The following is a 24,304-nucleotide window of genomic DNA, read 5'->3' on the forward strand; positions in this document are numbered from 1 at the left end:
GGATCTATAGCAGCTAGCGCAGCACCCGAAATAGGCTGGGGATCCCGGCTACCTGGGGCAGTTGTTGGATCTCGGCCAGCGCCTGCCGGCAATCAGCCTCGCGGACGGTGTGGGTGAGAATCACAATCTCCGCCTGCTCTTGGTGACATTCCTTTTGGGTAATGCTCTCCAGGCTAACCCGGTGGCGACCGAAGCAGGTGCCAATCGCCCCCATCACCCCCGGCTGATCCTGGGCCAATACCCGCACGTAAAACTCCGACTCCAATTCCGAGAGAGGGATCAAAGAGGCGGCAGCGGGGAAGCAGGAGAATCCCCACAGCGGATTGGGGGCATCAGCCCCCGTTTGCCGGTGGGCAATCAGGGTCAGCAGATCGCCAACAACGGCACTGGCAGTCGGCCCCCGCCCCGCCCCCGGCCCCGACAGCACCACCTGCCCCAAAGGATCCCCCTGCACCAAAACGGCATTGTCCACACCGTTGATGTTGGCCAAGGGGTGGGTAGAGGGCAGAAGGGTGGGGTGAACCCGGATATCCAAAGCCATCTTCGCTGCCTCCCCGCCAGAGTTGGCCCTTTGGGCGATGGCCAAGAGCTTGAAGGTGTAGCCCCACTCGCGGGCATAGCGAATGTCGGTGGGGCTGATGCCGCGGATCCCTTCGCAGGGGATGGCTTCCCGCTTCACAGACACCCCGAAAGCAAGGCTGGCCAAAATGGCGATCTTGTCGGCGGCATCCCACCCTTCCACATCGGCGCTGGGATCCGCTTCGGCGTAGCCGTGGGCCTGGGCCAGGGCCAGGGCTTCCTCAAATGAGCTGGCCGCCTGGGTCATCTGGCTGAGGATGAAGTTGGTGGTGCCGTTCACAATGCCCCAGACCGCCTGGATGTGGCTGGCCTGCAGGGACTGTTGCAAGGGCTGCAGAATCGGGATCCCGCCCCCGACTGCCGCTTCCAAGAGCACCGAGACTTTGGCTTGGGCTGCCGCCTGAAAGATCTCCTCCCCGTGGCGGGCGATCACCGCTTTGTTGGCTGTGATCACCGGTTTGCCGTGGTCAAGGGCTTTTAAGATCAAGGTGCGGGCCGGCTCCAAGCCCCCCATCAGCTCGATCACCACGTCGATTTCCGGATCCGACACGATTTGCTCCAGATTGGTGGTCAGGCGCTCAGGCGGGATCCGCACTTGCCGTGGCTTGTCCAAAGAGCGCACCCCCACCGCCGCAATCTCAACCGACTGCAAGAGAGGATGCCGGGGTTGCTGCAGAATTTGCACAACACCCGTGCCAACCGTGCCCAGCCCCAATAGCCCAACTCGTTCGCGGTAGCGGCGCATAGCGCTTTAGACCACAACTCTTCCTTTTGCCTGCTGTTCCCGTTAGCGGGACGGAGTCCTTTGCCCTGTGAGGGCTCCGCCTCGCCAATGCAAACAGGAAGCGGACGGGATCCCCTCACCATTATCACGCTTGGATCCACGCTCTGCTAACGCGACCATGATCCGCATGCAGAGCACTTTGTTCGCGCTAGCGGGACGGCGTCCTTAGTTGGGATCTATACACTTGTCCGCCAGAGAATCCCGCAGGGCACGGACAAAGTGATAAGGGGGCAAAGGGGCGCTCCAATCCAGTTGCCAATGGGGGTGCTGAGCCAGCCAGGTTTGGGTGAGCTGAAGGGCGGCTTCCCACTCGGCAGGAGTGAGCAAAAAGTAGAGCCGCAAGGCTTCTCCTGGCTGGGGATCCCCCCTTTGCACAGGCCAGGTGGAAGGCCAAAGCTGCTGTAGGGCTTGCTGCTCCTGCTCTTGCTGCTCTTGGGCCTGTCGTTGCTGGAGATAGGCTTGCTTGCGGGCCAACAGATAGGCCGTCCCGCTTAGGGAGGGCTGTGGCTCCGGTTGGGGCTGAGGTTGAACCCTTCCTTTGAGACAGTACTCGGCCCGCCCCCCAATGGCTGCCAGGGCTTGTTCGTACTCCGTCTGCCGGGACAGCAGATGGGATCCCAGCTTTTCTGCTGAGAGGAAGCAGGTGCCGAAGCGCAGGGGCAGCACCGGCATCTGGGCGAACAGTCGGCAGATCACCTGGTCGTGGCGCAGGGCAGAACGCACCAACACCTCATCCGAGACTTGCAGCGACTCTGGATCCTGCATCGGCTCCACAGCAGCGGCAATTCGGCTGCCTGTCGGGGAGAACACCTGCACCGACCGATGGATCCCCTCGGTTTGCCGGATGAAGGGCAAAAGTTCTGGAGCTGGCTGCGGGAAGAAGGCGTAGGTGTAAAGGGGGCTGTTGATACTCTGCTCATTCCCGTCAGCAGTACGGAGCACTTGGGGTTCTGGCTGAGCTGGGAAGGTCATGGTCTCGGATTTAAGACGAGTAGGTAAGACGGGTAGGCTCGCCTTCCCAGTCTACGCAACCTAGGATTGGGATCTTTGAAACCTACAGGGTTCCACCTATAGAGTTCCACGGCCAGAGTTCCACGGCCAGCCTGGAGATGCGATAGACTAACCTCGCATTGGTTCTACACAGGGCTGTGGTGTCGGGGGCCGGAACAGGGCCTGTTTTTAGGCGGGCTCCCCACCCCAACCCCCCCAACAGGTGAGGCCATGAACAGCCGCCCAGATTTCAAATCCTTTGAAAAAGAAGAAACCGAACGGTTGCGGGATCTGCTCCCCGCTTCTTTCCGACCCTTGATCAGCGTCGTTCCCCACTTCGGGGGCGAAGCTCTGCTCATCTCCCGCCGCAAAGCCCCTTGGCAGCCCCAGGGCACAATTGCCATCGATTTTCGCCGTTGGCAAGGGATCCCTCAGCCGCAGCGGGATCTGTTGTTTCTGCGGGAGGTGGGATGGCTGGGCAACCGCAATTGGTTGCAGCCGGGGTTTTACCAATCGCTGGCCTTGTTCGGGGGCATCACCACTGTTGCGGAGCTCTCTTTGCAGCACCCCTTTTCCGCTCTGTTGGCAGGTGGCATTACGGCTCTCTCCGTCCGGCAGATCTGGCAAAACCTGAACCGGGAGAGCGCCCATTTCGATGCCGATGAATTTGCCCTGCGCCGTGCCCAGTTCCGCGGCTACACCCGACAGGAGGCCGCTCAACACCTGGCAGATGCCATAGAACAGGTTCTGAAGCTGGATCCCACCGATATCCTGACGGCGCTACGGCTGCAACGGCTGAGAACCATTGCCCGCAACCTGGCTTCTACCCCCCCCAGCGGAAACGCCTGGTCGCGTTAGCGGGACGGAGTCCTTGGCCAGTTGCACTTGGGTGATGGCCACCCGACCGGAGAAGCAGATGTCGGTATCGGTTTGGGGATCCCGAGCGCGCTCCGCATAGCGGCCCTGATAGCGAAACCACAGCGACTCTGCCCCATTTCCCTCTGCTTCCACTGCATAATCGAGCGGCAGGGGTTGGGTGCAGAGGGGACAATAGACCCGCTCCGGCAGAGGGGATCCGGCGGGCAAGTGAGGCAGGTTCACATTCCAAAACGCCCCCCTGGGCAGGGGTTGTTCCATCAGCTCCGCCAAGATTTCCCGCGTCCACCGCTGGGCTTGCTCCCAGTCGATGGGTTGGCCCCCTGCTCGGTATTGGGAAATGGCAATTCCCGGGATCCCCCGCATCGCCGCTTCCCGTACCGCTGCCACCGTTCCCGACAGGTACACATCCGATCCGAGGTTTCCCCCTTCGTTGATACCGGAAAGCACCCAATCCACCGCTGGGGCCAGCTTGAATAGGGCCACCCGCACACAGTCGGCAGGGGATCCCTCGACGGCAAAGGTGCGCTCGCCGCGGGCCAAGGCTCGAAAAGGTCGCCCCGTCGTCACCTGGTGGCTGCAGCCGGAAATCTGCTGGTGGGGGGCCACAATCCAACAGTGTTCTTCCGGGATGAGGGCGCTGAGGGCCAACTTGAGATTGGCCAGCCCGGCAGCCTCGATGCCGTCATCGTTGGTCAGCAATACCTTCATTCCTACTTTTCCCTTCTGCCGGCAACTTCTTGGGTGAGTCCCAGTGGCAAATCTGGAGATCTTGGGTGCAAAAGCGATGGGGATCCCGTTCTTCTTTTACCCTATCCCTAGGGGGGCAGCGTCTCCCATGCCGCGTCCCTCGACCCACGGTATGAACTGACACTGGAGGATTGCGATGACCACACGGGTAGCCATCAACGGATTTGGTCGCATTGGGCGGGCCTTCTTGCGGGTGCTGCTGTCTCAGCCAGCTCGGGAGCTGGAGGTGGTGGCAGTCAATGACCTGACCGAACCCGACAACTTGGCCTATCTGCTCCAGTTCGACTCGGCCTATGGGCGCCTTCCCCAAACCGTGAGCGCGGTGAACGGACATCTGCAAATCGGCAGCCACCTGAAAGTCCGAGTTTTGGCAGAGCGGGATCCGGCACAACTGCCCTGGAAAGATCTGGGGGTTGACCTGGTGGTGGAATCAACCGGCTTGTTCACCAAACGAGAGGGGGCGGCCAAACACCTGGAAGCCGGGGCCAAAAAGGTGATCATCTCTGCTCCTGCCAAAGGCCCCGACTTGACGGTGGTGATGGGGGTCAACGACGACCAATACGACCCGGAGCGGCATCACATCGTCTCCAATGCTTCCTGCACCACCAATTGCTTGGCGCCGCTGGCTAAGGTCTTGTTGGATCGCTTCGGCATCGAGACCGGCTTTCTCACCACTTGCCATGCCTATACCGCCACTCAGGCAATTGTGGATCGCCCGGATCCCAAAGATTATCGGCGGGGCCGCTCAGCAGCAGTGTCGATCGTGCCTTCCACCACCGGGGCCGCCACGGCAGTGGCCGAGGTTTTGCCCGCCCTGAGAGGAAAGATGGATGGCCTGGCGCTGCGGGTGCCCACCTTGACCGGCTCGATTGTGGACTTTGTGGTGCGTACCGAGCAGCCCATCACCAAAGAAGCAGTCAACCAAGCCTTTATCGAGGCTGCAGAAGGCCCGCTGCGCGGCATCCTGGCCATTGCTCCACCGGAGATCGTCTCGGCGGATATCGTCGGGGATCCCCACTCCTCCATTGTGGATTTGGGATCCACCATGACCTTAGGGGATCGCACGGTGAAGGTGCTCTCCTGGTATGACAACGAGTACGGCTATGCGGCGCGGCTGGTGGATCTGGCAGCCAAAATCGGGGCTGCGCTGTAGGCGGCCATCCTTGTTGCGTTCAAGGCAAGGCTACCGTCAGCAGCGAAGAAAGCAGGGCAGAGATAACGGGCTGCTCATTCGCTACCATGGGGTGGAAAGGCCAACGGTAGACACAGACGGCTGGAGGGGCAGCTACGGTTCAGAGGCTTCCCCTTTTGCAGCCGTGGCCAGGGCTGCAGTCGATGAAGGGGGGCCAAGCCACAGTAGGATCACCATCGCCGGAGCAGCTGTCATCGCTGTAATCAAATAAAACAAAGGCCAATTGACTGCAGCCGCCAAATAGCCCGACACGGCCCCGGCCAAGGTTCCCCCCACGGCAAATACACTGGTGAGCAAAGCATACTGGGTGGCACTAAATTGCCGATCGCAAAGGCTCATCAAAAAAGCCAGAAAAGCAGCCGTGCCCATGCCCCCGGCCATGTTGTCGAAAATGGTTGCCCCCACCAGCAGCGGATAGTTTTGCCCCACCAACCCAATCGCTCCCAGGCCCAAATTGCCGATCCCTTGCAAGGCTGCGAAAATGAACAGACAGCGGTAGGTGCCGATGCGGCTGACCCACTCCCCCCCCACAAAAGCCCCAGCCAAGGTGGCCAACAAGCCTATCCAACTGCGGATAATGCCCAGATCGCTGGTGCTAAACCCCGTCTGCAACAAAAATGTGGGGGTCATTTGCCCTGCCAAGCTATCCGGCAACTTGAAGCAGACCACAAACAGCAGGATCGCCCAGGCCAAGCGGTGCCGCCAAAAAGATTGAAACGGCTCGAGGATGGCCGACCGCAAAGAGGTAGGCTTGAGGGCGCTGTTTTCCGGCTCAGGGGCCAAAAACGAGGTAATCAACCCGATCAACATCAGCAGCGCCATGATCCCGTACACCTGCCACCAGGGCAAATAGTCCGCCAAGATCAAGCTCACGCCACTGCTGACCAACAGCGCGATGCGGTAGCCAAATACGAAAATGGCTACCCCTGCCCCCATCTCCCGCTCCGCCAAGATATCGGTACGGTAAGCGTCCACCGCGATGTCCTGAGAGGCGCTCAAAAAAGCCACCAGCAACCCCACCAGAAAGATCGGGCGGGTGAAAACTGTGATGCCCGGCCAAGTCTGGGACAGCTCTTCCCATCCCAAGGCTTCCAGCCAGGTTTGGGTCGGATCCTGAAAACCCAGTAGCCCTATGCTGAGCAGCAACAGCACCTGGGTCAGGGCCATCCACCCCCGCCGCCGACTGCCCCGCAGGGATCCCGGTGCCGGCAACAGAAATCGATCCAGAACAGGCGACCACAAGAACTTAAAGGAGTAGGGCAAATTGAGCAGGTTAAACAAGCCGATGGCAATGGTGGTCAAGCCCGCTTGGGTCAGCCAAGCATTCAAGGTGGTGTTGATCAGCAGCAGCGGCAAACCCGAAGAAAACCCCAACAGCAGCAGAACGCCCATCTTAGAGCTGCCGTAGACGCCCAACATCCGCCTCAAGACGCTTGCCCCCGCCTCAATCATGACTAGCCCTCCCCGCCATCCTGCCTATTTTCAGGGATCCCTGTATTGCCAGTATGGTCATTTCAATTAAACTAGGGCACTGCACCCACACCTAAAACTCTGAGTGCAGCAGGCTATAGGGCTTTTCAAGGACTCCGTCCCGCTGGCGCGATCAGCAGCCCAGGCGTCTCACCTTAACCTGAAATGACCATAACATCCCAGTGAAACTCCCCATTGCGTAGCTCCCCTCTCTCAAGGGGAGAGGGACTTCCCTTAGGGCCAATCCTGAACGCAAACCACCTGCTGGGTTTGGGCAGATCGCTCGGCTGCCTCGGCCACCGCCAGGGCGTGGAGCATGTTTTCAGTATGGATATAGAGGGGTCTGCCGTGGCGCAGGTGATCCAGCACCATGCGGGTGTCTTGCTCGAACAGGCCGTGGCGGGATCCCGTCTCTAGAGGGTGGGCGCTGCCGGGCCGCAGCAACGTTGCCTCTTCGCCGTTGATCAATAGGCCCCCCCGTTGACCGTGGAACTCCAGTAGCCGCTGCGAGCACCACAGGGAATCCCCCTTGCCATAGGTCAACACCGCCAGCAACCCACTGGCAAAACTCAGCTGGGCTGTGCAGTAGCAACTGCTGTAGCGGTGGGGCAGATCCGGCCCGTCGTAGCGCAGTTGGCAGCTCACCCGTTCTACCCTGCCCAACAAGTCCACCAAGCGGTGGATGCGAGAAACGGCCCCCATGAGGGGGAAGCCAAACAACTCAGGCCGATAGGTCCAGCGATCGGGGGCGGGGTGGGTGGCGGTGAGAGTGATGTAGCGAACGGCAAACAGCTTGCCCAACCCTTCCAGCTCTTGTTTCAGCAACCGGTGAACGCCGCTAATTAGCTCGATGTGTTCGACGTGCAGCAGCACTTGCCGCTCGGCTGCCAATTGCACCAAGGAACGCGCTTCGGCAGCGCTGAGGGCGAGGGGATATTCCACGACGGTGTGGATCCCTGCCTCCAGAGCAGCACGGGCAATGGCGGCATGATCCCGATTGATGGTGCTGACAAAAACCAGATCCAGCCGCTGCTCGCCCAACAGAGAAGACCAGTCCGAATAGGCGACGGCCCCCAACTCGGCGGCAAAAGCATCGCTCCGGTCGGGAGCTCGACTGGCAACAGCGACAATCTGCACTTGCCCATCTTTGCGCAAGGCCTCGGCCCGTGAGCGAGCTGCGTAGCCGGTGCCGATGATCCCCACCCGCAAGGTCTGTTCCCTCCCCTAGCCTGCCTCTGTCTGTAGCATCACACAGGAGGGATCCCTTCCACCAGCTGGCAATCGGGATCTCGCTCTCCCCAGGTCTACTGCTGCACCCTTTGCACCATTCATTTCCGATTGCAGCAACCTGTGTGATTGTGTTGGCTCTCCTCTCCCGGGGGGCAAGGGCAGTCAATTGCAGCCCACCACCGGGAAAAAGAAAGGAATCTGTCTCAAACCAACCCAAAGCGGCTCCTCTGCAGAAGGAAAATCACTCGTGCCCGCCCCACAGAGCCGTTCGCCGATGGAGGGTCAGCGTGGGCATTGGGAAGAAGCCGCTGTCTCAACCTGCTGTACCCGCGACGCAATGGCAAAATGCCGCTCCAACAGATCCGGGATCCCTTGGGGGGAAACGCCGCTATAACGGGCTTTGTCGGGCATAAACACCACATGGGGGCCCCGTTTGCAATCTTTCATGCAGCCCACCCCCTGCACGCAAATCGAACCAGAGTAGGCGGCCAAGTGGGCGTTCAGGGCTTGCATCACCGCTCCGGCCCCACGCCGATAACAGTCGGATTTCTGGCAGACCAGCACCTTACCTTTGATGTCTGTACCTTTGATATCTCCTTTGATATCTCCTTTGATATCTGTGATGTTTGGAGCAACCGGTTCGGAAGCTGCCTCAGCCCCAGAAGCCGAAGACAAACCCCCCGCCCTCTCTCCGAGGGGAACCACCCGGTAAAGCACCCACTTCTCTCGCCCTTTGTGCGGATCCACCTCCCGCTCCCCACAGATCTGCACGGTGTCTCCAGGTTTGAGGGTGCGGTAGAGGGCAGAACGCAGGGGCTTGGGGATCTTGCCGGAAAAAACGTCCGCTCCGGCTTGCCAACGCAGGTACTTGAGCTTGCCGTCTTTATCGGGAAGAAATCCCAAAAACTGGCCCTCCGACTCAAACGGGATCCCTTGCTTAGGGAACTTGCTCATCTTGACCCCCAGCCTCTGTGTTGAGCTGCCAACAAGCCTCTAGGCCATCCAATAACTCCTGTCGCCGCGCTGTGTGCTGACGGATCACACTGCGCACCTGTAGAACAGCCAATGGAGTACTCACCTCCACCCGCAGACGACCATCTCCCGTACAAACTGCCGGGATCCCCAATTCCATCAGCCGCCGACCAACGCGCCAGCGCTCGCCCAGAGGAATGTTCAAGAGATAGCCGCGCTCAGAGTCCAGAAAGGCGGGGTTCATGGCCGGGATCAGCACCTCAGAGTAAAGAATAGTGAAGAGATGAAACAAATTCTCAATAGCCTTTCAAAAAAAAAGCCAGAGGCCGGAAGCTAGGCAGGCTCAAGCCCACCTGTGGACCTTCTGGCTAGGCTCTGCCGTTCATCAAGCCGAACACCAGGCTGTCGTTGGCCAGGAAGTGATGGAGATGGAAGGCGCGATCCTCTGTTTTCAACAGGATCTGCTCGTAGAGGTAGCGGGTGGCCCGATCCCCAAGGCTCTCCGCCTGGGCTGCCTGCCGCCGCAGCAGATCGATGATGGCCTGCTCTGCCGCCAGGTTGTTCATTAACATTTGCCGCGCCCCAAAAGCTCCATCCGGCTCAGGGGTAAAGCAGCAAAGCTGGGCCAAGGTGGCAAAGCTGGCTACCGGCACACCTCCCAGCCCTTCTAGGCGCTCTCCCAAGTCGTGGACATGCTCCCTCACCTGCTCGTAATGATCTTTGAAAAGCTGGTGCAGCGGATAAAACTCGGTGCCCTCCACCACGAAGTGATGCTTTTGGTACTGCAAATACAGCCCCTGGAAGCTGGCCAGCAGGGCGTTCATCCCCTCGCAAACCGGCTGGGTTATCTCAGTGCCAAGCAAGACAGGATTGTCGCGCACGCTGTTGAAAGACTGGCGCAGGGTTGAAGTTTCGGACATAAAATTCTCCAGCACAAGTTAAGAGGAGCTGCGAATCCTAAACTGCCCGCCATAGCGGGCCTGGGATCCTTGGGTGTTTATCTCCAAGTCTAGCATAGTGCAGAAAATGGCTCTTGTGAATAACTCTCAATAAGCCCGTTGTTGCAGATCCCTTTGGAGTGGGATCAGGGCGCAGACAGATTGGCTCTTGGCTAGGTCAGTCTCCGGTATCGGAAGAAACTTGGCAGTAGGATCCGCCCTGAACTACCTTTGTGGGGCTATCGGCCTTAGGGGAAGAAGCAAGAAGCATGTCTCAGAAAAGCCCATCCTTCTTAGAGAAACTGACTGACCTAACCCGCCAAATTGTTGACCGTGCCCGAGGCATCCCAGAAGCTTCTGAATCTCTCGAGAAGCCAGAAGCCTTTAAGTCTTTCTGGAATTCGGTGTCTCAGATACTACAGAAGGACCTCCTAGAGGCGCAGACAGAGTTGGGCCACTGCAACATCCTGGTCATTGGCAAAAGCGGGGTGGGCAAGAGCACCTTGGTCAATGCAGTGTTTAGAGATGAGCTGGCCCGTACCGGTGTTGGCAGCCCCGTCACCCGCCACATTCGTCAGTATTCCAAGCCAGGTTGCCCAATCACCATCTACGATACACCTGGCATGGAACTAGACGGTGAACAGAATCAGCAAGTTCGCCTGGAGGTTTCCCAGCTTATCGAGGAGCTGCGCTTTAAGGATCCTGAACATCACATCCATGTTGTTTGGTACTGCCTCCACCACGAACTGAAGCGGTTGGAGGAAGTTGAACGCAAATGGCTAAAGGAGTTGGAACTCAAAGACGTTCCCGTCATCTTGGTCTTAACCCAATGCTTGGAATATCCCAATCCTGAAGAGAGCGAGTTTTTCCGGTATTTGCAGCATCAAAATTTGCCTGTCCGCTACATTGTTCCCGTTTTGGCCCGCAACAAGGCGATTACCCGGCAAATTACCATTCCTGCCCACGGGCTGGAGCACCTAATTGGCTGCACGCTAGAGCTTTTGCCGGAAGTGGCTCGCCTTGCCTTTATCCGCCAGCAATTGCTGCGGGTGGATCTCAAAGCCGAGGCTGCCTTTAAGTACGTATCAGGCTATGTGGCCAGTGCAGCGTTTATCGGGGCAGTGCCCCTTCCCTTTGCAGATGCCCCTCTGTTGGTTACAGCCCAAGCAGGCATGATTGCCAATATCAGCTTTATTTTTGGCTTCGAGGCTTCCCCTTCTTTTTACTACTCTTTGATAGCCGCTTTGGCAGGCACTACAATTACAACAGCAATCGGGCGAACGATTGTGTCCAACTTGCTGAAGATGATTCCCGGCCCGGGGATTGTAGGCAGCGCTATCCAATCCACTACGGCAGCCACCCTCACTCTCTCTCTGGGCCTGGCCTATATCGAGCTGATGAAGGCCATCGCCCGCGCCAAAATCCAAGGGATCCAGCTATCTCCAGAAGAGATGAAAGATATCTTTATACGCGAGTACCAAAGTTATGTTGCCTCGGGATCCAAAACTCTGAAAGATGACTTTTCATCCTAGCTTTTGCGTAGGTACTGAATCTAGGGCAGGGGAAGGTCGTGGGGTCTCAAACCCAAAGGTGCCATCGACCAGGTAGAGGGGGCGGCCTTTCACTTCTTCAAAAACGCGGCCTAAATACTCGCCAATTACGCCCAAGCTGATCAGCTGGATCCCGCCCAAAAACAAGATCATCACCGCTAAAGAGGCATAGCCAGGTACATCGGAGCCAAAGAGCAAGGTGCGGATGATGAGAAAAAGGCCATACAAAAAGGCTGGAACCGAGATCGCCAACCCTATGTAGCTCCACACCCGCAACGGCCAAGAGCTAAAAGAGGTGATGCCTTCTATGGCTAGGTTCCACAGCCGCCAGTAGTTCCACTGGGTTTTGCCGCGAAAGCGGGGGGCGCGATCGTAAAAAATGGCCGTTTGCCGGTAGCCCACCCAGGCAAAGATCCCTTTCATAAAGCGGGTGCGCTCTCGCAGCTGTTTAACTGCCTCCACCACCTGCCGATCCAGCAGTCGAAAATCCCCCGTATTGCGCGGGATCCGCACCTGGCTGAGTTGATCAATCAACCAATAGAAGCCGTTGGCTGTAAAGCGTTTTAGCCAGCTCTCCCCGCGGCGGCTGCGGCGCACCGCATAAACCACCTGATAGCCCTGCCGCCACTGCTGCAGCATCTCCGGGATCAGCTCCGGCGGATCTTGCAAGTCGGCATCGATGGGAACAACAGCTCGACCAGAGGCGTGATCGAGGCCGGCAGTAAGGGCGATCTCCTTGCCATAGCAACGGGAAAGGTTCACCACTTTGATACGGGGATCCCGACGATGGAAGGCAATGAGCTTTTCCAGCGTGTTGTCTTGGCTGCCATCGTTGACACAGATAATCTCGTAGGGGATCCCCAGCGGCTCCAAGGTAAGTTGCAGGCGTTCGAACAGGTGTTCCAGGTTGTCCGCCTCATTTTTGCAGGGGACAACAACCGATAATTCAACCAACTCAACCGGGGGCTCAGACAACATCGAGAGGTGTCAGAATCGGGATCCCGTAGTTGGCCATCATTGTGCCATCAGGGGGTGGCCGACATCTCCGCCACAATCGAGCGCAGCTCGTCTTCCGAGATGCGGTAGACCTCGTTGCAGAATTGGCAAACCGCTTCTGCCCCCTTGTCGGTGTGGATCATATCGAGCAACTCGTCCCGCCCCAGCATGCGCAGGGCCCCCTTCACTCGGTCGGAATTGCACTTGCAGTAGAAGCGGATGGTGCGCATTTCCGGCGCAATTTTCAGATCCAAGTCGCCCAGGCAGATTTGCAACAGCTCCCGCAAGCCGCCGCCACCAGCCAACATCGGGCTAAATTCTTCCACTTTGGCCAAACGGGCTTCCATCTCTGGGATCAGACTGGCCGGCGCCCCTGGCATCAGCTGCAACAACACTCCGCCGGCGGCGCGTACCCGCTGTGAGTCGAGATTTACTCCCAGAAGGACTGCCGAGGGAATCTGCTCTGAGGAGGAGAGGTAGTAGGTGATGTCGTCTCCCACCTCTCCCGAAACCAGCTCCACCGCGCTGGTGTAAGGCTGGCCATACCCCAGATCCCGCAGCACATGGAGGTAGCCATAGCGCCCAACGGCTTGGCCCACATCCAACTTGCTCTCGGCAGTGAGAGGAAGCTCAATGGCGGGGTTGCTCACATACCCGCGTACCGTGCCATCCAAGCCGGCATCCACCCAGATGTTGCCCAAGGGGCCATTCCCTTTCAGTTGCAGGTTAATCCGCGCCTGGCGTCGCTTCAAGTTGGCCGCCAGCAACAGGGCTGCGCTCATGGCCCGCCCCAAGGCCACTGTCGCCACATAGGAGAGCTTGTGCCGCTCCCTTGCCTCTTGTACCGCCTGGGTGGCCACCAAGCCCACCACTCGGATTTTGCCTTCTGCCGCCGTGGCCCGGATGAGGTGATCCGGCAGAGATGAGGGCGTACCCTCAGAAATACCTTTCGCTCGCTTCAATCGTTCTGACCCAGAGGCATCCGTCATCGCAACCTCAACGCATGTCTTAAACCAAGCCTGCAGGGATCCCCTGGCGACTCAGCCTTCATTCTAAGTGAGTCTAAGTGAGATTGTAGCCCCTCTCTTGCCGGACTTTGGGGAGGGAACTGCCCTGTCGGGGCGGGAATGGGACTGTCCCTTTTCTGGGAGAGATTTTAAGAAGTGTGAAGATCTGAGATGGCAGACGGCAAGCATATCGGAAAATAACTTGCGGGTATGCTCGTCATACTCTTTAAAAAATCGACTTGAGGATGGATATCCATGAGTGTTGTTACGAAATCGATTGTGAACGCGGACGCGGAGGCCCGCTACCTCAGCCCGGGGGAACTGGATCGGATCAAGTCCTTTGTTGCCTCGGGTGAGAAGCGGTTGCGCATTGCTCAAGTCTTAACCGAGTCTCGTGAGCGCATCGTCAAACAAGCTGCCGACCAGCTCTTCCAGAAGCGCCCTGACATTGTCTCTCCGGGGGGCAATGCCTACGGGGAAGAGATGACGGCGACTTGCCTGCGGGATATGGACTACTACCTGCGCCTGATCACCTATGGTGTCATTGCCGGCGATGTCACCCCAATCGAAGAGATCGGCCTGGTGGGTGTTCGCGAGATGTACAACTCTTTGGGCACACCCATTCCGGCGGTGGCCGAGAGCATTCGTCAAATGAAGCAGGTGGCCATGGGTCTGCTCTCTCCTGACGATGCGGCTGAAGCCGGCTACTACTTCGACTTTGTGGTGGGGGCAATGAGCTAATCCCTCATTGTTTTTGCCGCACAACCCTTTGCTGTTCGTCGATTTGGATTTAGGAAGCTCATCATGCAAGACGCAATTACTGCTGTAATCAACAGCTACGATGTTCAAGGCAAGTATCTGGACAGCTCGGCCATGGAGAAGTTGAAAGCCTTCTTCGCCACAGGCGAGCTGCGGGTGCGGGCGGCTGCCACCATCGCGGCCAATGCCTCCACCATCGTCAAGGATGCTGCTGCCAAGGCGTTGCTGTACTCTGATCTCACCCGTCCTGGCGGCAACATGTACACCACCCGTCGCTATGCTGCCTGCATCCGCGACATGGACTACTACCTGCGCTACGCCACCTACGCCATGCTGGCCGGGGATCCCTCCATTCTGGACGAGCGGGTGCTGAACGGGCTCAAGGAGACCTACAATTCCCTGGGAGTGCCCATTGGGGCAACCATCCAGGCCATCCAAGCCATGAAAGAGGTAACTGCCGCTCTGGTGGGTGCTGAGGCCGGCAAGGAAATGGGGGTGTACTTCGATTACATCTGCTCTGGCCTGAGCTAACTCCCGGCGTCATTGCCTCAGGGGAGGTGCATTCTTCAACGAGCACGGCGGGCGATTTGCCACAGGGATCTGGTGTGCTAGCTGAAGTACGCGAGCTTTCTGGGGTGAGTCGCCTGTTTTGCTGGTCAAGATAGCCCATTTTGTTGTTGAGCGGGGATCCCATATCATGCGCATGTTCAAGATCACGGCCTGTGTGCCCAGCCAAACCCGAATTCGCACCCAGCGGGAGCTGCAAAATACCTACTTCACCAAGCTGGTGCCCTATGAGAACTGGTTTCGGGAACAGCAGCGCATCCAGAAATCGGGTGGCCGCATCCTAAAGGTGGAGCTGGCCACGGGTAAGCCTGGGATGGACGTAGGACTGCTGTAGTTCCCCTATTCGTTCGTTGCTTTCCCTCGGATACTGAGAAATAGCCCTCTGCAGATCCGGTATGCCCAGCTCTGGAAGCTCTGTTCTTGGGGTTGGGGTAGCGGATCTGGCCGTTTTGTAGGGGTGGGGGTAGATGTTGCCTGATGTGCCGACCCGGTTGGAGCCAATCATCGCTGCCCACAACCTGAGCAAGGTTTACCCGGTGGCCGTCAAGGATCCCGGAGTGGTTGGCACCCTGCGCCACTTTTTTCGCCGCACCTATCGCCACATCCCGGCAGTGCAGTCCGTGAGCTTTCAAGTTCAGCCGGGGGAGATGGTGGGATTTTTGGGGCCCAACGGGGCGGGCAAGACCACTACCCTCAAGATGTTGACTGGTTTGATCTATCCGTCCGGCGGCACGGTGCAAGTGGTGGGTCATGTGCCTTACCGCCGGGAGCCGGCGTTTTTGCGGCAGATCACCCTGGTGATGGGGCAGAAGCAGCAGCTCATTTGGGATCTGCCGGCAATGGACTCTTTGCGCATCAACGCTGCCGTTTACGAGATCCCTGAGAAGGAGTTTCGGGAGCGGGTGGGGGAGCTGGCGGAGCTGCTCGACCTAGAAAGCAAGCTGAAGCAACCAGTGCGCAAGCTTTCCTTGGGGGAGCGGATGAAGGCGGAGCTGTTGGCGGCTCTGTTGCACCGCCCGCAGATCTTGTTTTTGGACGAGCCCACCTTGGGGTTGGATGTCAACGCCCAGGCCGGCGTGCGGCAATTTCTGCGGGATTACAACCGCCGCTATGGAGCAACGGTGCTGTTGACCAGCCATTACATGGCCGATATTACTGCGCTGTGCCAACGGGTGCTGGTCATCAACGCGGGGCAGCTCATGTACGATGGCGACCTCGAGGCATTGCTGGAGCGCTTTGCCCCCTACCGAGAGGTGAGGTTGAAATTGGCTCGCCCTTGCCCTGTTGCCCAACTGCAGCTCTATGGAGAGGTGCGCACGGACGGGGATCCGGGCAGCTGTGAGGCGCGGCTGTGGGTGCAGCGGGAGCAGCTCACCCAAACGGTGGCCAAGCTCTTGGCAGAGCTGGATGTGCTGGATCTAACGGTAACCGACCCGCCCATTGAGGAAGTGATCGGGCGGGTGTTTGCGGATGGGATCCCTTCGGCCAGCCCATAGGGTCATTTGCAACAGGGTTAGGTTGAGCGTGGGCTCCCTTCTTCCCCAAGAGGAGAGGGGCTGGGGGTGAGGGTCAGCAGCGAAGGATCCCAGCTTTGTTGGAAACGACTGGGATTCCCTAACCCTTCCCTCAGATCTTCTGGGCAGCAGCCTCGCGCTGGTCAGCCGTCGAGCGTGCCGCGTGCAGCGCAGAGTAGAGCTTGTTGAGGGCATTCATGTAGGCTTGGGCCGAAGCGACGATGATGTCGGTGTTGGCGGCATGGCCGGAAAAGATGCGGTCTTCGTGGCGCAGGCGGATGGTGACTTCCCCAATGGCGTCGATGCCGGCAGTAACCGATTGGACAGAAAACTCGATTAACTTGTTGGGGATATTGACAATGCGGTTGATGGCCTTGTACACCGCATCCACCGGGCCTGTGCCCACGGCAGCGTCCACCCGCTCTTCCCCTTCCGGGGTTACCAGGCGCACCGTGGCGGTGGGAGCCTCTCGATTGCCACACACCACTTGCACATGCTCCAGGCGGTAGAGTTCGGGCACCGGGCGAGTTTCGTCGTTAACAATCGCTTCCAGATCCAGGTCGGAGATTTCTTTTTTCTTGTCAGCCAGCTCTTTGAAGCGCAAGAAGGCCTTGTTCAGATCCTGCTCCGACAGCTCGAACCCCAGTTCTTTGAGGCGGGTGCGAAAGGCGTTGCGGCCCGAGTGCTTGCCCAACACCAAGGTGCTCGATTGCAGGCCGATGGTCTGGGCATCCATGATCTCATAGGTCTGGCGGTTCTTCAACATGCCGTCCTGGTGGATGCCAGATTCGTGGGCAAAGGCGTTGGAGCCGACGATAGCCTTGTTGGGCTGCACCAACATGCCAGTGAGGTTGGAGACGAGGCGCGAGGTGCGATAGATCTCCTGAGTTTTGATGTGGGTGAGGGGCTTCTCGGAGTCCACCGGCAGGCCGAAGTAGGGGTTGAAGTAGCTGCGCCGCACGTGCAGGGCCATCACCAACTCTTCCAGGGCTGTGTTGCCGGCCCGCTCACCAATGCCGTTGACCGTCACTTCCACCTGACGGGCGCCCTGCTTAATCGCTTCCAAGAAGTTGGCCACCGAGACGCCCAGATCGTCGTGGCCGTGCACAGAAAGGATCGCTTGCTTGATGTTGGGCACGTTCTCGCGGATGCCCTTGATCAGTTGGCCAAACTCCTCCGGCATGACGTAGCCGACGGTATCGGGGATGTTGATGGTTTTGGCCCCCGCCCGAATGGCCGCCTCGATGACCTGGTATAGGAACTCTGGGTCAGAGCGGGTGGCATCCATCATGGAAAACTCCACATCCTCCACGAAGGACTTGGCGTAGGCCACCATCTCTTCGGCAATTTGCAGCACCTCAGCGCGGGTTTTGCGCAACTGATACTTCAGGTGAATGTCGGAGGTGGAGATGAAGGTGTGGATGCGGGGCTTGGCAGCAGGCTTCAGGGCGGCGGCGGCGGCCTCAATGTCCGGCTTTAGGGCACGGGCCAGGCTGCAAATCACAGGGCCATCGGGGGTTCCCACCTGCTCGGCCACCTTCTGCACGGCCTCAAAGTCACCAGGGCTGGCATAGGCAAATCCCGCTTCGATGATATCGACGCCCAGCCGGGCCAACTGCCGGGCAATGGCCAGCTTTTCTTCGGTGTTGAGGGTGGCGCCGGGGCACTGCTCCCCGTCTCGCAGGGTGGTGTCGAAAATGAGTACATGATCCAAAGCTTGGCCATCAAACCCGGCGACCGCGGCAGCATCCATAACGGTTACTGGGATAACGAAACACTACCTCATTATTCTGACATTAACTGGGACATTAACTGGCAGGGGTTCTAGCCTTGTTTGGGGAAGATTCGGGTGGGCTCTGTTGAGACGTCATTGGGCTTGGGTCTTGCAACCTTTCCCCTGGGATCCCCAGCGGCGGCAGGAGATGGGGGAAGGCAGATCCCGAAGGCGCAGGCGAGCAGTTGTTCATACTCTTTCTCATCCCTGAGAGGGTGTTCCCAGCGGCCTTCTGGGGTGGTCTCGATCCACTTAAAAGAGCCATTGGCGCGGGCGGTGAGGGTGACCCGTCCGGTCGGAGTGGCCAGGGTGCAAAGGCGCAGCCGGGTAAACATCGATTCTGGCGAAGTTTGGTGAAAGTGGCACATGGGCTCGAACTCCTGCAGGGAGCGTGGGATCCGATCCAGAAGAAATAGAGTTTTCCAGGTGCGATCCGGCTGTTCCTGCTGAATGAGCCAATAACGGCAAGCAGTGGGATCCCCTGGCCAAGGGGTGAGGCGGTAGCGTCCTTCAGCCTGGGCTTGAATCCCGGGATCCCCCAGCCGCAACGGCTCGCGAAAGGCCTCCCCATACCCCACATCTGCCAGCCAGGCTTCATCGCCGATGTTCACCTGCACAGCCAAGTGGTCGCACTCAGGTCCAAAGCGGACATCGGACTCCGTCGGAGTAGCGCGAACGGCGCGGCTCACCTGTCCTGAGAGCAGGTGTACCGAAAACCCCATTCCCTGCAAGGCAGCGGCCAGCAGGCTGTTCAGCTCAAAGCAAAAGCCGCCCCGCCGCTCTCGGACGATTTTTTGGAACAAGAAATCCCGCTCCAGGCAAATGGCGCGACCCCGATGAATGTCCAGATTTTCAAACGGCACCCGCAGCAGGTGGGCTCGGTGGATCTGGCGGAGGGTTTGCAGGGTGGGCTGGGTGGAGCCAACGTAGCCGATCCGATCCAAGTAGGCCCTGATTTGGGAGGGGGTCAGTGGCTCTAGCATCAGCACAGAAACCGGTTGGCTGCCAAGCAAGCTTTTGACCTACCCTAGCCTTGCCACGAATCCCCGGCCAGAGCCAGAAGAACAGTTCACTGGAATCTGAAAGACGGCATCTTTTCCCCGGAGCCGATTTTTCTGTGGCTGTAGGGATCCCTGATGAGTAGGAGATGGGCAGAGGATTCTGGTGGACGGCCAGGCCCAAGCTTGCCCAAGATGGTTTACAAGACCGTCCAAAGCAGGTGGGAGCGCTACCGATGGCTGCTGCCCAAAATTTGCCCTCCGATGAGCTTTTTCCCATCACGCTGAAGCTCTTTGCCGTCTATCAAGAAGTAATCGGACAAACCGAGATGCGCCTGCAGGTGAGCCCTGGTACCACCGTCGGGCAACTGTGCGATCAACTGATCCAGCGCTACCCCAGCTTGGCTCCTTGGCGCTCCCAAACCCGTTTCGGTCTCAACCTCAATTTTGTAGCTGCCGACACCCACCTATCGGCGGAAGACGAAGTCGTCCTGATCCCTCCGGTCAGCGGGGGCTGAAAAGGCACAGAAGGAGAATGCTACGATAGCGGCAAGAAAAAAAGAAGGCGAAGCGTTACATGGCAGAATACACTCGGTCGATTTCCTTTTATGGGCGGGAAATTGACATCAATATTGGGCTGATGGCCCCTCAGGCAGGGTGTGGGGTTTGGCTGACTTCGGGCGAAACCTCGATTTTGGTTACCGCCACACGGCAGCCAGGCCGGCCTGGCGTTGATTTTATGCCCTTGTTGGTCGATTACGAAGAGCGCCTCTACGCAGCGGGGCGGATCCCAGGGGGATATCTGCGGCGAGAAGGCCGGCCACCGGAACGGGCCACTTTGATCTCTCGCTTAATAGACCGACCCATTCGTCCGTTGTTCCCGGAATGGCTGCGGGATGATGTGCAGGTGGTGGCCACCACCCTCTCTGTAGATGATACGGTGCCGCCCGATGTGTTGTGTATTTTGGGAGCCTCGTTGGCCATTCACGGTGCTCGCATCCCCTTCAACGGCCCGGTGGCGGCGGTGCGGGTGGGCTTGGTCAAGGATGAATTTATCCTCAACCCCACTTATGCCGAAATTGAGGCGGGCGATCTGGATTTGGTGGTGGCCGGCTGTGCCGATGGCGTGATCATGGTGGAAGCCGGGGCCAACCAACTGCCGGAAAAGGATGTGGTGGAGGCCATCGAGTTTGGTTTTGAGGCCATCCAGGAGCTGCTCAAAGCCCAACAGCAAGTCCTGGCGGATCTCAACATCACCCCGGTAGAGCTGCCCCCTCCCCCCAAAAACGAGGAGCTGATTGCCTTTGTAGAAGAGCAGGCTCAGGAGGGCATTCGCTCCATTCTCAGGCAGTTTTTGGACAAGACCAGCCGGGAACAGCAACTGGAGGAGCTCAAGGCCAAGCTGGAGGCCCAAATCCAGGAACGGCCAGAGGGGGATCCCTTGCGGCTCTATCTTCTGGAAAATCCCAAGGAGTTGGACAACCAGTTCAAGGCTCTGCTCAAGAAGCTGATGCGCCAGCAGATCCTGCAAGAGGGGGTGCGGGTGGATGGGCGCAAGCTGGACGAGGTGCGACCGGTCTCTTGCCGGGTGGGTTTGATCCCAAGGGTTCACGGCAGTGCCTTGTTCAATCGCGGCCTCACCCAAGTCCTTTCCATCACTACCCTCGGCACCCCCGGCGATGCCCAGGAGCTGGACGACTTGCACCCGGTGGATGAGAAGCGCTACATGCACCACTACAATTTTCCGGGCTTTTCAGTGGGAGAAACGCGGCCTTCACGCTCGCCGGGACGGCGGGAGATTGGTCATGGGGCGCTGGCGGAGCGGGCCTTGGTGCCGGTGCTGCCCAAGGAAGAGGAGTTTCCCTATGTGGTGAGGGTGGTCTCGGAAGTGCTCTCCTCCAACGGCTCCACCTCGATGGGATCCGTCTGTGGCTCCACTCTTTCCCTAATGGATGCTGGGGTGCCGATCAAAGCGCCGGTCAGCGGGGTGGCCATGGGTCTTATCAAGGAGGGGGACGAGGTGCGCATCCTCACCGACATCCAGGGGATCGAGGACTTTCTGGGCGACATGGACTTCAAGGTGGCCGGTACGCGGGCGGGGATCACCGCTCTGCAAATGGACATGAAAATCACCGGCATCACCGTTGACGTGGTGGAACAGGCCATCCGGCAAGCCAAGGCCGGACGCGAGTTCATCCTCGACAAGATGCTGGAGACCATTGCCGCCCCTCGACCCCAGTTGGCCAAAACAGCTCCCCGTCTGCTCACGTTCAAGGTGGATCCCGAGGATATCGGCAAGATTATCGGCCCTGGCGGCAAGACGGTGCGCGGCATCACCGAAGCGACGGGGGCCAAGGTGGACATCAGCGACGATGGCACGATCACCGTGTCTTCCTCGGTGGGGGGGCAAGCCGAAGCCGCTCGGGAGATGATCGAAAATCTGGTGCGGCGGGTGGAAGAGGGGCAGGTGTATTTGGGCAAGGTGACCCGCATCATCCCCATCGGCGCTTTTGTGGAGTTTTTGCCCGGCAAAGAAGGCATGATCCACATTTCGCAACTGGCGGAGTACCGCGTCGGCAGGGTGGAAGATGAGGTGGCTGTGGAGGATGAGGTGGTGGTCAAGGTGCGCAGCATCGATCACAAAGGCCGCATCAACCTCACTCGCCTCGGCATTAGCCCTGAGGAAGCAGCGCGGGTGCGCAACCATCACCACTGAGGCTGCGGTTTTCCCCCAGCAACGGGGGGGCCAGGGATCCCCTCGACAGCCGCCGGCAGCGGCCAAAATGGCAGAGAAAACTCCATCGCGACAGCGGTGCGGAGCGCTTTTTAGCTGGCTCGCGTCTGCACTGCCGTTCGTGTGGTCGCGTCAGCGGTGCAAAGCCCTTTGCAATATGCCGGATCCCGTCCCTCCCTTTCTCGTTGGCCAAGGCTATACTTCTCCAGCTCGACTGTCCCCCTCCCGGCGGCGGCTGGGCTGGGCCTTGGCTTGGGGCTTGGGTTGGGCTGCTCTGCTCAACCTTTCCGCTCAGCACCCTTTGTTGGTGCGGATGGAGAGCGACGCCCAGGAGTGGCTGTACGCTTGGCGTGGCCCTCAGCAGCCTTCTCCCGAGGTGGTGATCGTCGGCATTGATGGTCGTATAGGACTCGATCGCGACAGCGGTGCGGAGCACGTTCCCGCTAACGGGAACAGCGGACAGGGGGAAAGCAATGGCCGCACCAGTGGTGCAGAGCACCTTGGCCAACATCAAGTTGACTTCCTTCTGGAACGGGCCAACTACGCCGGCCTGACGTTGCGTCTATTGGAAGAAGCCAAGGCCAGGGTGGTGGTGCTGAACCTGCCCAGCAGCTTTGTGGTGCCGCAAAACCTGGGCAACGAGAACTTAGATGCCCCTCTACGTCAGGTGGTACAGCGCTACCCAGATCGCTTGGTCTTGGCCACCCGCAGCAGCGAGAGCTTTGGCCGCTCCGAGATTAACATCTACAACCATTTCCTGCCCTTTTCTTCCCTGCGGCTGGAGTACTTGGTGCCGCCAGAGCATGTGCAGGGGGTGGTGCAACATCGGGTAGACAGTGCCGGGATCCTGCGCCAGGCCCAGCTGCGGGGGCTCTACCTGCGCCGCGACAGCCAAGAGGAGCAGATGTTCGCCTCGGTCGAGGCTCTGGCTTTTGCCAAATACGACCCGGAGCGGGCCAGCCGCTGGTTTCGAGAACGGGGTTTGCAGCCGATTCAATTCAACCCCCTCGGCTCCCAGCACGGGATCCCCATCATCCCCATCGAACGGGTTTGCCCTCCAGCTGTTCTCCAGGCAGGATCCGGGTCTGTTGCCCCGATGATCAACCCCAGCCAAGCCTGCCGCGGCCAAGAAGGGATCCCTCCCCTCGATCCCGAAGTTGCCGACCAATTGCGGGACAAAATTGTCCTGGTGGGCTTTGTGGGCGGCTATCCAGAGACCTTCCCGGTGCGGACTGCGGATGGATCCCAGATTGCGGCGGTGGAGTTGCAGGCGCAAATCCTCTCCAGCCTGCTCACCGGAGAGGTCTACCAATCTGTGCCAGAGGGGGTGGCGGCTGCGGTGGTTTTGCTGCTGGGAGTGGGAACGGGACTGCTCTTGGTGCTTTATCGTCCCCCCCTACGTTCGCGTCAGCGGTGCGGAGCACTTTTGAGCCCTTGGGGCTGGAAGCAACAGCAGTTTCTCCTGCGGCCTGTGGTGGGGCTTGCCGTTTACGAAGGGTGGGCTGTGGCCCAGTTTCTACTGGGGCGTTGGGTTTGGCCTCTCGTCTTGCCGGCCCTGGCCAGTGGGCTAACGGGGGTGAGCCTGCTGCTCACTTTGGTCATTGTGGAGAATCAAGAACGGCTCTTGGCCCAGCAACAGGAACTGGAGCGCCTGCGCCGAGCCGAACAGGAGGCCGCCATTGACCAGGCTCGCAAGCTGCTCTACCGAGTAGCCACCGACATTCACGATCGCGAGCTGCAGGAGCTGAAGGTGGTGATGGACAACTTGGAGAGCTTGCAATGGCAGCAGCACCAGGGAAAAGCTCCCGATCCCACCGTCTACGACCACCTGCTCGAGCAACTGGAGAGGATCGGACGCGGGATCCGGAATCAGCTCAACGATGTGCGCACCCTAGCCGCCAAGCTGCGCATCTCCCCCAGCTTGCGAGAGGGGTTGCATCGCGGCATCGAGATCTATCTGGACGAGCTGATCCAAGCGGGCAGCCTGACGCTGTCTGTGGAGCGCCAACTGCAACCTCTGCAGGAGCCCAACACCGGTGAGTGGTTTGATCAGCGAGAAGACATCTTGCGCTTTTTGCGGGAGGCCATCGGCAATGTCATCGCCCATGTACAACCCCCCAAAGGCAATGCTTCCTTTGTCAAGGTGTCGCTGGCCCAAACGGAGCGCCACTGCTGCCTTTCCGTGGTCAACGATGGTATCGAGTACGCTCCCGGCCTCAGCGGCGGCTACGGCAGCAAGGCCATGAACACCATCGCCCGCTATCTACCCAAGGGATCTTGGCACCGCACCCGCACCCCGGAAGGCCATACCCATGTCGAGCTGCACTGGGAGATGCCGCTCTGAAAGACCTACACAGCACTGAACAGAACAGATTTTTGCTCAGCGCTGTTGCTTTCTTCCTGCTTCAGCAACCCTTGACTAGCGGTAGGTTTTAGACCTACCACCCCGCCAGAGGAGTCTCCACAGGCGTTAGTTCCCCCAGAGCTTGGGGTACATTTCAAACGGTAGCTGGGGTCTAGAAACATAAACCTAACCACCCGCTCTCTGCACACTCGCACAACTGCCTAGCGTTTGCACATCAGGTTGTAGAGAACTGTGCAGCAAAGTGAGGACTCCGTCCCAC

Annotated in this window: 22 protein-coding genes; 10 read left to right on the forward strand and 12 right to left on the reverse strand. The window is 59.0% G+C overall.

What is annotated here, in order from left to right; translation table 11 throughout:
* Positions 1-13: 13 nt before the first annotated feature.
* Entirely contained in the window at positions 14-1,324 is a 1,311-nt protein-coding gene (locus NW839_RS00865; RefSeq protein ID WP_011433040.1) for a homoserine dehydrogenase, read from the reverse strand.
* Between the two features lie 204 nt (positions 1,325-1,528).
* A complete protein-coding gene (locus tag NW839_RS00870; protein ID WP_414349677.1) occupies positions 1,529-2,335 on the reverse strand; it encodes a GvpL/GvpF family gas vesicle protein in 807 nt (268 codons plus the stop codon).
* 249 nt (positions 2,336-2,584) lie between these two features.
* Between NW839_RS00870 and NW839_RS00875 the strand changes: the two genes are divergently transcribed.
* Positions 2,585-3,211: a DUF3318 domain-containing protein gene (locus NW839_RS00875; protein ID WP_414349678.1), complete on the forward strand. Its 627-nt coding sequence runs from the start codon at positions 2,585-2,587 to the stop codon at positions 3,209-3,211.
* Here NW839_RS00875 and surE read toward each other — a convergent pair.
* Positions 3,134-3,940, reverse strand: a complete 807-nt coding sequence (surE, locus tag NW839_RS00880; protein ID WP_414349679.1) for a 5'/3'-nucleotidase SurE — start codon at positions 3,938-3,940, stop codon at positions 3,134-3,136. The genes NW839_RS00875 and surE overlap by 78 nt on opposite strands.
* A 175-nt stretch (positions 3,941-4,115) precedes the next feature.
* Between surE and gap the strand changes: the two genes are divergently transcribed.
* The gene (gene gap / locus NW839_RS00885) at positions 4,116-5,132 is read left to right on the forward strand and encodes a type I glyceraldehyde-3-phosphate dehydrogenase (protein ID WP_414349680.1); all 1,017 of its coding nucleotides are present in this window, start codon (positions 4,116-4,118) and stop codon (positions 5,130-5,132) included.
* A gap of 132 nt (positions 5,133-5,264) precedes the next feature.
* Here the strand turns inward: gap and NW839_RS00890 are convergent, their stop codons facing one another.
* The 5 genes from NW839_RS00890 to NW839_RS00910 all read right to left on the reverse strand — a co-directional run bounded on the left by NW839_RS00890 (position 5,265) and on the right by NW839_RS00910 (position 9,763).
* Entirely contained in the window at positions 5,265-6,563 is a 1,299-nt protein-coding gene (locus NW839_RS00890) for an AmpG family muropeptide MFS transporter (RefSeq protein WP_414380431.1), read from the reverse strand.
* A 312-nt stretch (positions 6,564-6,875) separates the two neighbouring features.
* Positions 6,876-7,844, reverse strand: a complete 969-nt coding sequence (locus NW839_RS00895) for a Gfo/Idh/MocA family protein (protein ID WP_414349711.1) — start codon at positions 7,842-7,844, stop codon at positions 6,876-6,878.
* Positions 7,845-8,153: 309 nt separating this feature from the next.
* Positions 8,154-8,825: a (2Fe-2S) ferredoxin domain-containing protein gene (locus NW839_RS00900; RefSeq protein WP_414349682.1), complete on the reverse strand. Its 672-nt coding sequence runs from the start codon at positions 8,823-8,825 to the stop codon at positions 8,154-8,156.
* Positions 8,809-9,087 (reverse strand): Asr1405/Asl0597 family protein, encoded by a 279-nt coding sequence (locus tag NW839_RS00905; RefSeq protein ID WP_414380433.1) that lies wholly within the window; start codon positions 9,085-9,087, stop codon positions 8,809-8,811. The genes NW839_RS00900 and NW839_RS00905 overlap by 17 nt, the downstream gene beginning before the upstream one ends.
* 124 nt (positions 9,088-9,211) lie before the next feature.
* Complete coding sequence (locus tag NW839_RS00910; protein ID WP_414349684.1) at positions 9,212-9,763, reverse strand: Dps family protein; 552 nt, start codon at positions 9,761-9,763, stop codon at positions 9,212-9,214.
* Positions 9,764-10,185: 422 nt separating this feature from the next.
* Between NW839_RS00910 and NW839_RS00915 the strand changes: the two genes are divergently transcribed.
* The gene (locus NW839_RS00915; RefSeq protein ID WP_414380435.1) at positions 10,186-11,313 is read left to right on the forward strand and encodes a YcjF family protein; all 1,128 of its coding nucleotides are present in this window, start codon (positions 10,186-10,188) and stop codon (positions 11,311-11,313) included.
* Here the strand turns inward: NW839_RS00915 and NW839_RS00920 are convergent.
* A complete protein-coding gene (locus NW839_RS00920; protein ID WP_414328984.1) occupies positions 11,305-12,285 on the reverse strand; it encodes a glycosyltransferase family 2 protein in 981 nt (326 codons plus the stop codon). The genes NW839_RS00915 and NW839_RS00920 overlap by 9 nt on opposite strands.
* 71 nt (positions 12,286-12,356) lie before the next feature.
* Positions 12,357-13,247 (reverse strand): Hsp33 family molecular chaperone HslO, encoded by an 891-nt coding sequence (hslO, locus tag NW839_RS00925; RefSeq protein ID WP_414328989.1) that lies wholly within the window; start codon positions 13,245-13,247, stop codon positions 12,357-12,359.
* A 342-nt stretch (positions 13,248-13,589) separates the two neighbouring features.
* On the opposite strand from hslO, the gene NW839_RS00930 reads away from it, so the two are divergent.
* From NW839_RS00930 to NW839_RS00945, 4 genes are all read left to right on the forward strand, one after another.
* The gene (locus NW839_RS00930; protein WP_414331342.1) at positions 13,590-14,075 is read left to right on the forward strand and encodes an allophycocyanin; all 486 of its coding nucleotides are present in this window, start codon (positions 13,590-13,592) and stop codon (positions 14,073-14,075) included.
* Positions 14,076-14,138: 63 nt separating this feature from the next.
* Positions 14,139-14,624, forward strand: coding sequence for an allophycocyanin subunit beta (gene apcB, locus NW839_RS00935; RefSeq protein ID WP_011433054.1), 486 nt, complete (start codon positions 14,139-14,141; stop codon positions 14,622-14,624).
* 166 nt (positions 14,625-14,790) lie between these two features.
* A complete protein-coding gene (locus tag NW839_RS00940; RefSeq protein WP_011433055.1) occupies positions 14,791-14,994 on the forward strand; it encodes a phycobilisome linker polypeptide in 204 nt (67 codons plus the stop codon).
* Positions 14,995-15,127: 133 nt separating this feature from the next.
* Complete coding sequence (locus NW839_RS00945) at positions 15,128-16,156, forward strand: ATP-binding cassette domain-containing protein (protein WP_011433056.1); 1,029 nt, start codon at positions 15,128-15,130, stop codon at positions 16,154-16,156.
* A gap of 130 nt (positions 16,157-16,286) precedes the next feature.
* Here NW839_RS00945 and NW839_RS00950 read toward each other — a convergent pair whose 3' ends face one another.
* Positions 16,287-17,927 carry a 2-isopropylmalate synthase gene (locus NW839_RS00950; protein ID WP_414349687.1) on the reverse strand — a complete coding sequence of 547 codons (1,641 nt, stop codon included), beginning with the start codon at positions 17,925-17,927 and terminating at the stop codon, positions 16,287-16,289.
* 71 nt (positions 17,928-17,998) lie between these two features.
* A complete protein-coding gene (locus NW839_RS00955) occupies positions 17,999-18,931 on the reverse strand; it encodes an arylamine N-acetyltransferase family protein (RefSeq protein ID WP_414349688.1) in 933 nt (310 codons plus the stop codon).
* 251 nt (positions 18,932-19,182) lie between these two features.
* Here NW839_RS00955 and NW839_RS00960 point away from each other — a divergent pair, with 251 nt between their 5' ends.
* The 3 genes from NW839_RS00960 (at position 19,183) to NW839_RS00970 (ending at position 24,024) form a co-directional block, all read left to right on the forward strand.
* A complete protein-coding gene (locus NW839_RS00960) occupies positions 19,183-19,464 on the forward strand; it encodes a MoaD/ThiS family protein (protein ID WP_414349689.1) in 282 nt (93 codons plus the stop codon).
* Positions 19,465-19,523: 59 nt separating this feature from the next.
* Positions 19,524-21,662, forward strand: a complete 2,139-nt coding sequence (locus NW839_RS00965) for a polyribonucleotide nucleotidyltransferase (protein WP_414349690.1) — start codon at positions 19,524-19,526, stop codon at positions 21,660-21,662.
* A gap of 175 nt (positions 21,663-21,837) precedes the next feature.
* A complete protein-coding gene (locus tag NW839_RS00970) occupies positions 21,838-24,024 on the forward strand; it encodes a CHASE2 domain-containing protein (protein ID WP_414349691.1) in 2,187 nt (728 codons plus the stop codon).
* Positions 24,025-24,304 lie beyond the last annotated feature (280 nt).

The sequence above is a fragment of the Synechococcus sp. R5-15 genome (assembly GCF_047462035.1).
In the GTDB taxonomy this organism is placed as follows: domain Bacteria; phylum Cyanobacteriota; class Cyanobacteriia; order Thermostichales; family Thermostichaceae; genus Thermostichus.